This is a genomic window from Colwellia sp. PAMC 20917 (assembly GCF_001767295.1).
In the GTDB taxonomy this organism is placed as follows: Bacteria; Pseudomonadota; Gammaproteobacteria; order Enterobacterales; family Alteromonadaceae; genus Colwellia_A.
Window position 1 is genome coordinate 3,220,196 of the sequence record NZ_CP014944.1, and the last position, 14,820, is coordinate 3,235,015.

A 14,820-nucleotide genomic window follows, 5' to 3' on the forward strand; every position below is an offset into this window, starting at 1 on the left:
GAAACTGAGAGGATTTGCTATTAATCCTTTCGCTTATTTTATTGGCGGGTATAATATGCAATAATTTTTATATTCAGCACAATATAGAGTCATACATGTTTGAGAATCTTTCCGATCGTTTAACGAAAACGTTAAAAAATATCAGCGGCCGTGGCCGATTAACAGAAGACAACATTAAAGAAACATTACGTGAAGTGCGTATGGCACTTCTTGAAGCGGATGTTGCCTTACCGGTTATTCGTGATTTTATCGCTAAAGTAAAAGAGAGCGCGGTTGGTCAAGATGTCTCTAAAAGTCTTACTCCAGGACAAGTCTTCGTAAAAATTGTTCAAAAAGAACTTGAACACGCTATGGGTGAAGTCAACGAGACCCTTAATTTAAAAGCGGCTCCGCCAGCCATTGTATTAATGGCAGGTTTACAAGGGGCGGGTAAAACAACCTCTGTGGCAAAGTTATCAAAATACTTAACAGAGCGTGAAAAGAAAAAGGTATTAGTCGTCAGTGTCGATGTTTATCGTCCGGCTGCTATTAAACAGCTAGAAACATTAGCAAACGAAATTAATATTGAATTTTTCCCAAGTGATATTTCGCAAAAACCAATAGATATTGCTAATGCAGCTATTGAACATGCTAAAAAGTTTTTATTTGATGTATTAATTGTTGATACTGCGGGTCGTTTACATGTCGATAAAGACATGATGACTGAGATACAGGACCTACATGCGGCTATTAATCCAATAGAAACATTATTCACCGTTGATGCAATGACGGGACAAGATGCGGCAAACACAGCGAAAGCCTTTGGCGACGCTTTACCGTTAACCGGTATCATACTGACCAAAACTGACGGTGACGCTCGAGGCGGTGCTGCGCTTTCTATTCGCCATATTACCGGCAAGCCTATTAAATTTATGGGTGTTGGCGAAAAAATTGAAGCATTAGAACCTTTCCATCCTGACCGTATTGCCTCACGTATTCTTGGTATGGGCGATGTACTTTCTTTAATCGAAGAAGTTGAACAAAAGGTTGATAAGAAGAAAGCTGAGCAATTAGCCAAAAAATTTAAAAGTGGTAAAAGTTTTGATTTAGAAGATTTTCGTGAGCAACTTGTGCAAATGAAAAACATGGGTGGCATGACTAGCATGATGGACAAATTGCCAGGTATGGGCAATATGTCAGATAAAATTAAAGATCAAATGGATGATAAATTAACCTTACGAATGGAAGCTATTATTAGCTCTATGACTAAAGGTGAACGTGAGCGTCCTGATATTATTAAAGGTTCTAGAAAACGTAGAATTGCTGCAGGTTCAGGTACTCAAATTCAAGATGTGAATCGTTTATTAAAACAATTTATGCAAATGCAAAAAATGATGAAAAAAATGTCAGGTAAAGGTGGCATGCAGAAAATGATGCGTTCAATGAAAGGTATGATGCCCCCAGGCGGTGCAGGTGGTGGGCCAGGTGGCGGGATGTTTGGCCGTTAAGATAAACAATATTTAATTTCAAAAGGTAGCGTTCGCTACCTTTTTTGCTTTTAGTCTTTAGTCGTTTCAGGTTTATCATTAGCACTGGGCGATCTTTATACTTGCTATTTATCCTAGGAAGCGTAAAATACGCGAGCTTTTCTGTCACCTAGGGTGTCAGGAAATGTCTGGAAAATTCGTTTTAACACTTTAAATAATAGAGGGCGATATGGTAACCATTCGTTTAGCTCGTGGCGGCGCCAAAAAGCGTCCATTCTATCAGGTTGTTGTTGCAGATAGCCGTAACTCTCGCGATGGTCGTTTCATCGAGAAAGTTGGCTTTTTTAACCCAACAGCAGAAGGTCAAGCTGAGAAATTACGCTTAGACCTAGACCGTATCAACCATTGGGTTGGTCAGGGTGCTGGTTTATCTGATCGTGTGGCTAAGTTAGTTAAAGACGCTCAAGTAGCAGCTTAATTAATTTAGTAGGTTTAGGAGTTGTTGTGGAAGAAATAAATAAAGAAGTCATCTTAGGTAAAGTAGGCGCAGTTTACGGTATCAAAGGTTGGTTGAAAATTCATTCGTTCACTGATGAAACCGAAGCTATATTAGACTATTTTCCTTGGTCTCTAAAATTAGGGAATAAAATACAATCAGTCGATATATCTGATTGGCGCAAACATAATAACGGACTCGTTGTTCATGTTGCTGGTATTGATGATCGTGATATAGCCCAAAAGCTTGTCGGATCAGAAATATTTGTCAACGAAAGCGCACTAGCAGAATTGCCCGACGGGGAGTTTTACTGGCGCGATTTGATCGGCATGTCTGTTGTTACTGACAAAGGTTACGACCTTGGTCATGTTTCTGAAATTTTAGAAACTGGCGCTAACGATGTACTGGTTGTTAAAGCTAATCGTAATGACGGCTTTGGTCAAAAAGAGCGTTTAATTCCGTATCTTTTTGAACAAGTTGTAAAATCAATTAGTGCTGAAAATAAACAAATTTGTGTTGACTGGGACCCAGGTTTCTAACTTGAGTAATAGTGTTTTAACAAACAAACGATGGTATGGGGTGATAAGCCTTTTTCCTGAAATGTTTGACGCCATTACAGAGTATGGGGTGACAGGCCGAGCGATCCGTAACGGGTTAATTGAATTTCATAAGTGGAATCCAAGAGACTTTACGCACGATAAACATAGAACCGTTGATGACCGTCCTTATGGCGGTGGTCCGGGCATGTTAATGATGGTGCAACCGCTACGTGATGCTATTAAAGCTGCAAAAGCTGCTGCGAATTTCGCTGCAGATTCTGCGATAGGTGATAATAGTAGTTCTGATAAAGAACAAGTCAAGGTTATATATTTGTCGCCGCAGGGACGTAAACTCGACCAAGCTGGTGTACGCGAATTAGCACAACATAATAAGCTGCTATTTATAGCAGGGCGTTATGAAGGCATAGACGAACGATTAATTGAGTCGGAAATCGACGAAGAATGGTCTGTCGGTGATTATGTTTTGAGTGGTGGTGAACTCCCCGCAATGAACATGATCGATGCTATAGCACGTTTTGTGCCCGGTGTTTTAGGACATAATCAGTCAGCTGAGCAAGATTCTTTCTCAGGGGGTTTATTAGATTGTCCTCATTACACAAGGCCAGAAGTACTCGACACTTCAATAGAAGCTATGTCGGTACCTAAAGTGCTATTAAGTGGTAATCACGAACACATAAAGCAATGGCGTATGTTTAAGTCACTAGAAAGAACATGGACCAGAAGACCAGAACTATTAACTAACCTAGCTCTGACAGCAGAACAAAAGAAAATGTTAGCTTCTATTAAAGAAGATAATAAATGATTTTGTTGATGCCTGTGAACCCTAGGAAGAAGGTATTATGAGTAACATTATTGATATGCTCGAAAAAGAGCAGATGAAAACAGATTTACCAGCATTCGCACCAGGCGACACTGTTGTTGTACAAGTAAAAGTTACAGAAGGTGATAAATCACGTCTTCAAGCATTTGAAGGTGTAGTTATTGCAATAAAAAGCCGTGGCATCAATTCTGCATTCACTGTTCGTAAAATCTCGAACGGTGTTGGTGTAGAACGTGTATTCCAGACACATAGCCCTATTGTTGACTCTATTGAAGTCAAACGTCGCGGTGATGTACGTCAAGCTAAACTTTACTACTTGCGCGAGCTATCTGGCCGTAAAGCACGTATTAAAGAAAAATTGGCAAAAAGATAATCTCTTTTTAAGCCCGTTTTGCTTTAGCAATACGCATAAAAAAAGCCTGAATAATTCGTTATTCAGGCTTTTTTTGTTTTAGTGTATATTCGGATACAGTAACCTATCTTACTGGTTCTGCTGATTATATTCTTACCCAATCAAGATGACTGACAAGCTATTTACCCGTCGGTTTTAGTTCGACCCTCTCACCGTAGAAGAACGAGTTAAACCCTAGTTTAACGATCATATTACTTTCCTGAAGATTTAAAGCTCACTGACTTTACTTACTATAGGTTCATTTTGACAATAGTCGCTATTAACGGTGTAAAAAGCTAGCTCACGATTTTTACTTTGTTGTCGAGCTTCATCAACGCTGTTACAAAAACTTCTGTTATCTAAAAACAAAGGATAATAAATAATGTTATTTCTAACCAGGGGGCGCTTCTAAATAGGCGTCAGTGCTGAGGAATTAAAATACGTTGTTAAATTTTCATTTAAGTTCACTTATGTTCATTTTGTGCTTTCTATATGACGACTAAACGATTATAAAAAATATTATTCGTTAATTTGTTTGCTTATGTTGATGCAGGTGGCAAAATAGCGACATCTAACTCATAAAGTATAAGTTTAATGACACAACAGCAACGACAAGCGTTAATTTTAGAGATGATTAAAAAAAGCGGTTTTGTCAGCATTGATGAACTTGTTGAACACTTTAAAGTGACCCCACAAACGGTTCGCCGAGATCTTAATCAGTTAGCTAAAGTACAAAAAATTTCACGTCATCATGGTGGTGCCGGCATTGAGTCAAGTACTGTCAATACTGATTATCAAACACGAAAAATTATGGATCTTCATGCCAAGGAAAAAATTGCTGCTGAGTTAGTGCGCATGATCCCCAATGGAGCATCGCTTTTTATCAATATAGGTACAACCACAGAAACCATTGCGCGTGCCTTATTGGACCATAAAGGTCTTCAAATTGTGACGAATAACTTAAATGTTGCTTCTATACTGGGTGCCAAGGAAGATTTCTCTGTTGTTATTGCTGGTGGCGAAGTTCGCCATAGAGATGGCGGCGTCATAGGTGAAACAACGGAAGACTTCATTAAAAATTTCCGTATGGACTTTGGTATTATTGGCATCAGTGGTATTGATATCGAAGGTTCACTTTTAGATTTTGATTACCGAGAAGTTAGAGTAGCTCAAGCTATTATTGCCAATTCACGGCAAGTGATTTTAGCGGCCGATCACTCAAAATTTGGTCGTAACGCTATGGTACGCTTAGGTAATATTAATCAAGCAGATCACTTTTTTACCGATGCTCCACCTCCTGATGAAATACAGAAAATCCTTTCAGATCATAACGTCACTTTACATTTAGTTTAATTTATAATCATTATTTATTAGCACTAACTGTTAGCAATATATAGCGCCTTATCTTAAGGTTTAGTTTAAACCCTACTTGCTAAATAAATTTTTCTAATCAACAATCCTTTAATTATCCATAAAAGTATAAATGTATGTTCGTTTATGTTCGTTTTTATTGCTTTGTTTTCACATTGGTTGTATTGTTCAGCAAATAATATCAACGTTAAGTACAGGCAAGCGACAAAATAGTGAGGGCTAAAGTAATTTCCTCTGGTCGCAACTAAGGAACAATATGAAAGATCAAAGCGTTATTTATGATTTACTCGTTATTGGTGGGGGGATCAACGGTACAGGCATTGCTGCTGATGCAACAGGTAGAGGGTTAAATGTTTTACTTTGTGAAATGAATGATCTTGCCTCCTCAACCTCATCAAATAGCAGTAAACTTATTCATGGCGGTTTACGTTATCTCGAGTACTATGAGTTTCGCTTAGTTCGAGAAGGGCTTGCTGAACGTGAGATCTTATTAAAAAATGCGCCCCATATCATATGGCCTTTACGTTTTCGTTTACCTCATCGTAGTCACCTACGCCCTTCTTGGATGATAAGAATTGGCTTATTTATGTATGATAACTTAGCTAAACGAGCAACACTCAAGGGCTCAAAGGGAATTAAATTTGATAAAAATAGTCCCGTTGTAGATACAATCACTAAGGGATTTGAATACTCTGATGCATGGGTTGATGATGCTCGGATGGTGGTTCTCAATGCCATCGCCGCCAGAGATAAAGGGGCGAATATTATGACGCGTACTCGTTGCTCAGATGCAAAAAGAGTTGGTGATATTTGGGAGGTAACACTCAATGACAATATCACCGGGGATAAACAGCTTGTTAAAACTAAAGCGTTAGTAAATGCAGCGGGTCCATGGGTAACAAGTATTTTCGATGAAGCATTAAAAAAGCCATCACCTAAAAAAATTCGTTTAATTAAAGGCAGCCACATTATAGTGCCGCGTATTCATAACGAGTCGCAGGCTTATATTTTACAGAATGAAGATAAACGTATTGTCTTTGTTATTCCTTATGAAGATGACTTTTCTTTGATTGGAACAACCGATATAGAGCATATCGGCGATCCCGCGACAGCTTGTATTTCAAAAGAAGAAACTGACTATTTAATCTCGGTAGTTAATGGCCATTTTAAACACCAAATATCAAACAAAGATATCATTGCGACTTATTCAGGTGTTAGGCCCTTACTCGATGACGAATCAGATTCGCCTGCAGCGGTAACCCGTGATTATACTTTCGAAGTAGATGCACCTTATGGCAAAGCGCCCTTACTGTCAGTGTTTGGTGGAAAAATTACCACTTACCGTAAATTATCTGAAGCTGCAGTTAATGGAATTATTGATCATTTTCCCGATGCGGGTGAATGTATAACAGCAGATACGGCTTTACCGGGGGGAGACTTTGACAATCAACACAATTTACAAACCAGCTTGCAAAGCCAATATAGCTGGTTACCCTGTCAAATAATTAAGCGTTATGTTCGCTCTTACGGTACGTTAAGTCATAAAATCTTGGCTGGAATTAACTCACTAGAAGGCATGGGTGAGTATTTTGGTGCCGGTCTTTACCAACGCGAGGTAGAGTACTTAATTCAACAAGAATGGGCTGTTGATCTTGAAGATATTATTTGGCGCAGAAGCAAACTTAGCCTACATTTAACTCCCAAAGAAAAATCTGGATTAGCACATTTTTTAGCGACATTTAATTCCAGTAATAAAGTTACATCTACCATTGAATGATAACAAATAAAGCCTAGTTATATCCTCCTGTCTTTGTAAATACAGTACTCGCTTTGACAAATTTAGTGAGTTAGCTCAGTACTGTATTTCTACGATAAATTAAGTGGTTAGATAACACTCTAAGAGCATGTTATTAAAGTGTAACGGTTAAGATTACACCAAGAAAAAGCGTATATAAAACCTTTTTTAACATGTTCAATCGGTTTAAACCCCATACGCCTTATCCCAAAACTGTCTGCTTATTTTATAGCACTAATTATGGTCAAAGCACTTATCGTCTAGGGGTTTTCCCTAATAGAATAAAATAATAATATTCGATATTATCCGCTTAATATAAGGTTGCGATACTTTATAGCTGCTTGAATAATTAAGTTGAAATATTAACGATATCAATATTATTAAGCACTCAATAAAGGTATTTATTGCTTTCTTTCTTGATGGTTTTAGGTGGTTTAGTACTTGTCCTATCTTTAATTAATCACGCAAATTTAACCTTTTAAAGACAACAATATTTCTACACTTAAGCAAAGTGACGTATTGCCCCTGCTTTTATTTGTTAGCTTATCCGCTAATTTTTGTGTTGGAATTTTATTGTTTATTGTATTACTTCAGATAACTTTATTTAGGAAGAATCCAAAAATCTCCTTAATAACAGCGTACTTACAATGTATTTACAATTACTAAAATGACTTTTATTTATGTAAGTAAATGTTTCTGTTAATTCAAATATAATGATGTTACCGTGGCCAAAATACAGATTGTTGTACATTTGTGCTGTTATTTTTTAGTGTGGTAATTTTGAATTTTAGAATACAGGTTCGAAAAAAATCACCATTAATATGGCTAGGTGCAAATTAATCATTAGAGATTCAAATTAATAGGTTTTGCGGCTTAATTTAGACGATGAACTCCAAAACATAAACGCATTATATTTTTTAAATTATCGATGGAGTCATCATGGTTACTTTTATATGAGCAAGATTAACAATCCTGCCTTAGGCTCTCAGCAAAAAGTAGACAAAAATGTTTACACACGAAGCTTAATCGAAGCCAGCCTTGATCCGCTGGTTACCATCAGCCCAGATGGTAAAATAACCGATGTTAACGAGGCGACTATTAAAGTCACGGGTGTTAACCGTAATAATCTTATCGGTACTGATTTTTCGGTTTATTTTACCGAGCCTGAGAAAGCCAGAGAAGGCTACCTACAGGTTTTTGCTAAGGGCTTTGTCACCGATTACCCGCTCACCATACGCAATAAAGACGCTCGTCTAGTCGATGTCCTATATAACGCTTCGGTTTACAAAGATGTTGATGGCAAAGTACTCGGTGTTTTCGCCGCTGCTCGAGATGTCACACAACAAAAGCAAGCTTCGCAATACGCACGTAGTTTAATTGAAGCCAGTCTTGACCCGCTAGTTACTATTAGCCCTGACGGTAAAATCACCGATGTTAATGAAGCGACCGCTAAAGTAACGGGTACAGCGCGTAATAAACTTATCGGTACCGATTTTTCGAATTACTTTACAGAGCCAAATAAAGCACGTGAAGGTTATCAGCAAGTATTTGCTAAAGGCTTTGTCACTGATTATCCGTTGACCATCCGCAATAAAGACGCACGTTTGGTCGATATGCTTTACAACGCCTCTGTCTATAAAGATGTTAATGGTAATGTGCTTGGTGTTTTTGCTGCTGCGCGTGATGTTACCGAGCAAAAACAAGCATCGCAATATGCCCGTAGTTTAATCGAGGCTAGCTTAGATCCGCTGGTTACAATTAGTCCTGATGGCAAAATAACCGACGTGAACGAGGCGACAGCTAAAGTGACGGGCGCCGCGCGCAATGATTTAATTGGTACTGATTTTTCTAATTATTTTACTGAGCCAGAACAAGCGCGTGAAGGTTACCAGCAGGTTTTTGCGAAAGGATTTGTTACCGATTATCCACTAACTATCCGTAATAGTGATGGTCGTCTGGTTGATGTGCTCTATAACGCCTCCGTCTATAAAGACGTGAATGGCAATGTGCTTGGCGTCTTTGCCTCAGCGCGCGATGTTACCGAGCAAAAGCAAGCATCACAATATTCTCGTAGTCTAATTGAAGCCAGTTTAGATCCGCTGGTAACCATCAGCCCAGACGGAAAAATTACTGATGTTAACGAAGCGACAGCTAAGGTCACCGGTGCAGCACGCGATAAACTGATTGGTACTGATTTTTCTAATTACTTTACTGAACCAGAGAAAGCGCGTGAAGGTTATCTGCAGGTATTTGCTCGAGGCTTTGTTACCGATTATCCGTTGACTATTCGCAATAGTGATGGCCGCTTAGTTGATGTACTTTACAATGCATCTGTTTATAAAGATGTTAACGGTGATGTGCTCGGCGTGTTTGCATCTGCGCGTGATGTTACCGAACAAAAACAAGCTTCACAATACGCCCGAAGCCTAATCGAGGCGAGCGTCGATCCTTTAGTGACGATCAGTCCAGATGGCAAGATAACCGATGTTAATGAAGCCACTATCGAAGTTACGGGTGTTGAGCGCGAAGAGCTGATTGGTACCGATTTTTCGAATTACTTCACTGAACCCGAAAAAGCGCGTGAAGGTTACTTGCGGGTATTCGCTAAAGGTTCTGTAACTGACTATCCATTAACGATTCGCAATAAAGACAGCCGCTTGATAGACGTACTTTACAATGCGTCGGTCTATAAAGACGTCAATGGTAAAGTACTCGGAGTTTTCGCAGCCGCTCGCGACGTCACAGAGCAAAAGCAGGCGGAAGCAGAAATTGTTGCACAATCGAAAATTCTTGAACGCCAGAACTGGATTGGTGAAGGCCAACGTATGCTCAGTGAGCGTATGCAAGGTGAAAAAAACGTTGTAAAACTGGCCAACGATATTATTACCTGTGTTGCCGAACGTGTCGGTGCGCAAGTAGGGGCGCTGTTTCTTCTTGAAGATGAGTCATTTAAATTAAGTGGACGATTTGCTTACCGCACTCATGCTGGCGTGCCTGACATATTCGCTTTAGGCGAAGGTTTGGTCGGTCAAGCTGCTGCTGGGCGCAAAGCCATTGTGTTAAACAATGTCCCCGATGACTATGTGCTTGTTGGTTCGTCGCTCGGTCAAATAGTGCCAAAGAGCGTGCTGGCGATGCCGATATTCTTTGATGAAAAAGTAGAAAGTGTTATTGAATTGGCTTCGTTAGCGCCTTTGTCAGAGTTGCAGCGTGAATTTCTCAACAGTACGGCTTTAGGTATAGGTATCGCTATCCAAACGGCACGTTCTAGAGAGCGACAAAAAGAATTATTAAAAGAAACACAGCGCCAGTCAGATGAACTTCAGCAACAACAAAAAGAACTGAAAGTCGCTAACGAAGAACTCTTAGAGCAATCGCGTCGCGTCAAATTATCTGAGGAAAAGCTCCAGACTCAGCAGGAAGAGCTGCAAGTTACCAATGAAGAGCTTGAAGAAAAAAACGTGTTATTGCAACGCCAGAAACAGGAAGTGGAACGAGCGCGTAAGAGCATCGAAGAGAAAGCGAGTGAATTGGCTTTAGCGAGTAAGTATAAATCTGAATTTCTGGCTAACATGTCACATGAATTGCGCACGCCGCTTAATAGTCTGTTATTACTGGCACAAGGCTTGGAGCGAAATAAGGAAGGAAACCTCACCGAGGAGCAAGTCGAGTCAGCGAAAATTATTTACGGCAGTGGTGGCGACTTGCTGACATTGATTAATGACATTCTCGATTTATCAAAAATCGAAGCCGGTAAAATGAACCTTTCAACGAGTAATGTGCGTGTCGAAGAACTTGCCGGGAGAATTCGTTCATCATTCGAACATATGGCTACTGACAAGGGACTGGACCTAAAAGTAGTTATTGAGCCAGATGCGCCGATTGAAATTTTTAGCGATCGCACCCGAGTAGAACAGGTAATACGTAACTTGTTATCCAATGCCCTTAAGTTTACTGAACGTGGCGGAGTGGTCATTAGCTTTGGTAAACCTGCAGCGAATACTAATTTATCACGCAGTGGTCTCGATAACGATTGCTGTCTTGCTATCTCAGTAAAAGATACTGGTATTGGCATTGAACTTAAACAGCAAATGGTTATTTTCCAAGCATTCCAGCAAGCCGATGGCGGCACGGCGAGAAAATATAGTGGTACTGGTCTAGGGCTGTCAATCTCGAGAGAGCTTGCTATGTTGCTTAATGGCGAAATTCAATTGGAAAGTGAACTAGAACAAGGTTCAGTGTTTACGCTTTATCTGCCATTAACGCTAGAGATAACAAAAAATGACATAACATCTGACACTGAGAAGTCACCAGTAAGCGGTAGCAATGAATGGTCAACCATAGGCCATAGGTCAGTTCCACAAAGCAAGACTGTTAGTGGCGATCGTGAGCATCTTTCTGTAAGTGATAAAGTGATGCTTATTATCGAAGATGACTTGAAATTTGCTAAAATTCTTTCTGAAAGATGCGGCAATAAGGGCTTTAAGTGTCTGACGGCACCTAGCGGTGAAGTCGGTCTGGAACTAGCATCTATACATCAGCCGAGCGCAATCATTCTCGACATCGAGCTACCAGGTATTGATGGTTGGAGTGTACTTGCAACCTTAAAGGATGATATTAATACTCGCCACATACCTGTGCATATTGTTTCAGCCAAAGACACTAGTGTTGACTCTAACACCAAGTCATTAGGCAATGGCGCTATTGGCTTTACAACTAAGCCGCTGAGACAGGAAGATATCGAATCGATTCTCAGTAAACTACAAACAACTTATTCGAGTGCTCATAAGCGAGTGTTAGTGGTCGAAGATGACCCTGTCATATCGCAACAGACAGTTGATCTGATCGCGAGTGATGACATAGTTGTCGATGTGGCAGAAACTGGCGCTGAAGCTCTGCAAGCACTGCGAAATAAACACTACAATTGTGTGGTGCTCGATCTCAAGTTACCCGATATGGACGGTCCTTCTGTGCTCGAGATATTAGAAGCTGAAGGCGTAGAGTTGCCACCGATAGTTGTTTCAACGGCTCGCGAATTGACGCGGACAGAAGAAGAAACGCTGCGCGAACACACACAGAGCATTGTCATTAAAGATGGCCGTTCCCAAGAACGGTTACTCGATGAAGTCTCGCTATTCCTTCATCGAGTAGTCGATGAAATACCAGCGACGAAAAGAAAAGCTATTCAAGATCTTTATGATACCGACGAAGTTCTGCGTGACAAAAAAGTCCTTATCGTCGATGACGATATGCGAACGACCTTTGCGATGGCGCGTTTGCTGACCGACCGTGGTATGAAGCCGCTTAAAGCAGAGAATGGTGAGCGCGCTTTGCGTCTACTTAGTGAGCAACCGGACGTAGACTTAGTGCTAATGGATATTATGATGCCGGTAATGGATGGGTACACCACCATGGAACGAATTCGCAGTCAGGAGCAATTCCAAAAGTTGCCTATCATCGCACTTACCGCCAAAGCAATGCCCGAGGATCGTCAAAAATGCTTGGTCGCTGGAGCGAACGATTACTTGTCTAAGCCTGTAGAGGCGGATCAATTAGTGTCGATGATCAGAGTATGGCTATACCAAGGAACTTTATGACTAAGCAACGTACAGAAGTCGTGAATACTATCGAGACAGAGAAAATAGAAATTGACCGATTATTGGAAGATATTTATCAGCACCACGGTTATGACTTTCGTTCTTATGCCCGCGCTTCGATCGAACGCCGTATTCGTCTGTTTATTGCCAGCAAAAATTGCGTTTCGATCTCTGAAATTATGCCGAAGTTGCTTAGCGACCGTGAGTTTTTTGCCGAATTCATCAGTTACTTTTCTGTCTTGGTAACAGAGTTATTCCGTGATTCTTTCGTCTATCGCTTGGTACGAGAGCAAGTGGTGCCACTGCTAAAAACCTGGCCACATATCAAAATATGGCATGCGGGTTGCGCTACTGGTGAGGAAGTCTATTCGCTAGCTATCATACTTAAAGAAGAGGGGATATACGATCGCACAACGATCTATGCCACCGATATTAGTGAAGAGGCTATTGATAAAGCGAACGAAGGCATCTACGAGATGGCTGCGTTGCGCGAAGCCACACTGAGATATCAGCGTGCTGGTGGCAATGCTTCATTTTCAGATTATTATCATGCTCGTTATAACGCGGCTGCGATGGATGCAGCGCTGAAAGAGCGAATCGTATTTTCCACTCATAATCTTGCTACCGATAGCGTCTTTGGTGAAATGCATTTGATTTTTTGTCGAAATGTCCTGATTTACTTTAATCCAGAATTACAAAACCGCGCGCTGGGATTGTTTACTGACAGCTTAGTACATGGCGGATTTCTTTGTCTTGGCACTAAAGAAGATATCAGCTTTTCTAAGGTTAATACCCGCTTCGAAGTGGTTGACGAAAAAGCGAAAGTCTATCGTAAGCAGGACAGAATATGAGTTATCAAGTCGTTGTAATTGGTGGCTCTACCGGAGGCTTTAATGCGCTTGCTAGCTTAATTGGCATGTTACCAGCAGACTTCCCCTTGCCGATATTGGTTGTTTTACATTTACATGCTAACGACAGTGAGGGTTTTTCCGAACACCTTGCCCGTGAAACTCAACTTACTGTTATTGAGCCATGCGACAAACAAGTTATGTTGCCCGGCTTTATTTATACCGCTCCGGCCAATTACCACATGTTAATGGAGCGCGATGGCAGTATTGTGCTTTCGGTGGATGAAAAAATAAATTGGTCACGGCCTTCCATTGATGTTTTGTTTGAAAGTGGCGCACGTGCTTGGCAAGCACAAGTTATTGCCATTCTCCTTTCAGGCGCAAACCGCGATGGCATGCAAGGCATGTTAGCTGTGCACCAGGCTGGTGGCTTTACACTAGTTCAGGAACCAGCTAGCGCCGAAAGCCCGATTATGCCTCAGGCGGCTATTACCGCAGGGGCAGTGAATGAAGTTTTGAACACTGAGTCTATTGGCAAGCGTTTAATGGCGTTAGTTTCATTGGGAAATTATCAGCCGAAGCGGTTGTCATTAGACCGAAAATTAGCAGTAAAGGATTTACGTAAATGACTGAGAAACAAAAAATTCTGATTGTTGACGACCGCAAGGAAAACCTCATCGCTCTTCGGCAGGTTTTAGGCGATATCGATACTGAGATAATTGCTGTTACTAATGGCAACGATGCTCTTGCTGCAACCCTTGAACATCGTTTTTCTTTAGCTATTTTAGACATTATGATGCCGGGTATGGACGGCTATGAGCTTGCCACGTATTTGCGTGGCGACGAGAAAACTAAATTAACCCCTATTATTTTTGTGTCAGCCGCGCATACCGACGAACATGACGTGTTTAAGGGGTATGAAGTGGGCGGTATTGATTACATAGTTAAGCCTATTGTGCCGGAAATATTGCTGGGTAAAGTGAGGCTATTTCTTGAAATGGACCGCTACAGAGAAGAATGGGCAGAGAATTTACGTGACGAGCTGGAACGGCGCTATGCCTTGGCTAATATACCTGCAGTACCCACCACTAACAGCAATAACGCGTCGATTCCTCTTGCTATCTCCGATCAATTTATCTTTGATACCTTAGCCCAGCGTTATGGCGAAACACTCGAACAAGCGGTTGAAAATTTGATCCTACAGTCAGGGCATCCCATTGGCAAAAACCTTTGGGCATTAGCTGAGGAGCTCGGCAAGTTATTTGCCAGTGCCCGAGACGTTGCAGAATTACATTCGGTAACGCTGGCAAAAAAAACCCAAAATGCACCACCGCTAAAATCAAAAGCTATTATCGAAGAAGGTCGCTTTGTAGTACTTGAATTAATGGGTTATCTAGCGACTTATTATCGCAGTAATAGCCAAGAATAAAAATTGAAGCCAAACATTGCAAAGTTAATATTAAACCAAGGAAAACC

Annotated in this window: 11 protein-coding genes; all 11 read left to right on the forward strand. The window is 40.8% G+C overall.

Translation table 11 applies throughout. From position 1 onward, the window contains the following. The first annotated feature begins 95 nt into the window (after positions 1-95). The 11 genes from ffh to A3Q34_RS13860 all read left to right on the forward strand — a co-directional run bounded on the left by ffh (position 96) and on the right by A3Q34_RS13860 (position 14,773). Positions 96-1,487, forward strand: a complete 1,392-nt coding sequence (gene ffh / locus A3Q34_RS13810; protein ID WP_070375879.1) for a signal recognition particle protein — start codon at positions 96-98, stop codon at positions 1,485-1,487. A 208-nt stretch (positions 1,488-1,695) separates the two neighbouring features. Then, positions 1,696-1,944: a 30S ribosomal protein S16 gene (gene rpsP, locus A3Q34_RS13815; RefSeq protein ID WP_070375880.1), complete on the forward strand. Its 249-nt coding sequence runs from the start codon at positions 1,696-1,698 to the stop codon at positions 1,942-1,944. Between the two features lie 26 nt (positions 1,945-1,970). Beyond that, positions 1,971-2,501 carry a ribosome maturation factor RimM gene (gene rimM / locus A3Q34_RS13820; RefSeq protein WP_070375881.1) on the forward strand — a complete coding sequence of 177 codons (531 nt, stop codon included), beginning with the start codon at positions 1,971-1,973 and terminating at the stop codon, positions 2,499-2,501. Between the two features lies 1 nt (position 2,502). Further along, a complete protein-coding gene (gene trmD, locus A3Q34_RS13825; RefSeq protein WP_269447151.1) occupies positions 2,503-3,324 on the forward strand; it encodes a tRNA (guanosine(37)-N1)-methyltransferase TrmD in 822 nt (273 codons plus the stop codon). 37 nt (positions 3,325-3,361) lie between these two features. Then, the gene (rplS, locus tag A3Q34_RS13830; RefSeq protein WP_070375882.1) at positions 3,362-3,715 is read left to right on the forward strand and encodes a 50S ribosomal protein L19; all 354 of its coding nucleotides are present in this window, start codon (positions 3,362-3,364) and stop codon (positions 3,713-3,715) included. A 612-nt stretch (positions 3,716-4,327) separates the two neighbouring features. After that, positions 4,328-5,086, forward strand: coding sequence for a DeoR/GlpR family transcriptional regulator (locus tag A3Q34_RS13835; protein ID WP_070375883.1), 759 nt, complete (start codon positions 4,328-4,330; stop codon positions 5,084-5,086). Between the two features lie 274 nt (positions 5,087-5,360). After that, positions 5,361-6,881: a glycerol-3-phosphate dehydrogenase gene (gene glpD, locus A3Q34_RS13840; protein WP_070375884.1), complete on the forward strand. Its 1,521-nt coding sequence runs from the start codon at positions 5,361-5,363 to the stop codon at positions 6,879-6,881. A gap of 971 nt (positions 6,882-7,852) precedes the next feature. Beyond that, positions 7,853-12,496 carry a PAS domain S-box protein gene (locus tag A3Q34_RS13845; RefSeq protein ID WP_070375885.1) on the forward strand — a complete coding sequence of 1,548 codons (4,644 nt, stop codon included), beginning with the start codon at positions 7,853-7,855 and terminating at the stop codon, positions 12,494-12,496. Then, positions 12,493-13,347 carry a CheR family methyltransferase gene (locus A3Q34_RS13850; RefSeq protein WP_070375886.1) on the forward strand — a complete coding sequence of 285 codons (855 nt, stop codon included), beginning with the start codon at positions 12,493-12,495 and terminating at the stop codon, positions 13,345-13,347. Before A3Q34_RS13845 ends, A3Q34_RS13850 begins: the two co-directional genes overlap by 4 nt. Then, positions 13,344-13,973, forward strand: a complete 630-nt coding sequence (locus A3Q34_RS13855) for a chemotaxis protein CheB (protein ID WP_070375887.1) — start codon at positions 13,344-13,346, stop codon at positions 13,971-13,973. The genes A3Q34_RS13850 and A3Q34_RS13855 overlap by 4 nt, the downstream gene beginning before the upstream one ends. Next, positions 13,970-14,773, forward strand: a complete 804-nt coding sequence (locus A3Q34_RS13860; protein ID WP_070375888.1) for a response regulator — start codon at positions 13,970-13,972, stop codon at positions 14,771-14,773. Before A3Q34_RS13855 ends, A3Q34_RS13860 begins: the two co-directional genes overlap by 4 nt. Positions 14,774-14,820: the final 47 nt, after the last annotated feature.

Coding starts and splice junctions, on each gene's coding strand:
- rplS (WP_070375882.1), top strand. CDS start 3,362: ATGAGTAACATTATTGATATGCTCGAAAAAGAGCAGATGAAAACAGAT.
- glpD (WP_070375884.1), top strand. CDS start 5,361: ATGAAAGATCAAAGCGTTATTTATGATTTACTCGTTATTGGTGGGGGG.
- A3Q34_RS13855 (WP_070375887.1), top strand. CDS start 13,344: ATGAGTTATCAAGTCGTTGTAATTGGTGGCTCTACCGGAGGCTTTAAT.
- rpsP (WP_070375880.1), top strand. CDS start 1,696: ATGGTAACCATTCGTTTAGCTCGTGGCGGCGCCAAAAAGCGTCCATTC.
- A3Q34_RS13860 (WP_070375888.1), top strand. CDS start 13,970: ATGACTGAGAAACAAAAAATTCTGATTGTTGACGACCGCAAGGAAAAC.
- A3Q34_RS13835 (WP_070375883.1), top strand. CDS start 4,328: ATGACACAACAGCAACGACAAGCGTTAATTTTAGAGATGATTAAAAAA.
- ffh (WP_070375879.1), top strand. CDS start 96: ATGTTTGAGAATCTTTCCGATCGTTTAACGAAAACGTTAAAAAATATC.
- A3Q34_RS13845 (WP_070375885.1), top strand. CDS start 7,853: ATGAGCAAGATTAACAATCCTGCCTTAGGCTCTCAGCAAAAAGTAGAC.
- A3Q34_RS13850 (WP_070375886.1), top strand. CDS start 12,493: ATGACTAAGCAACGTACAGAAGTCGTGAATACTATCGAGACAGAGAAA.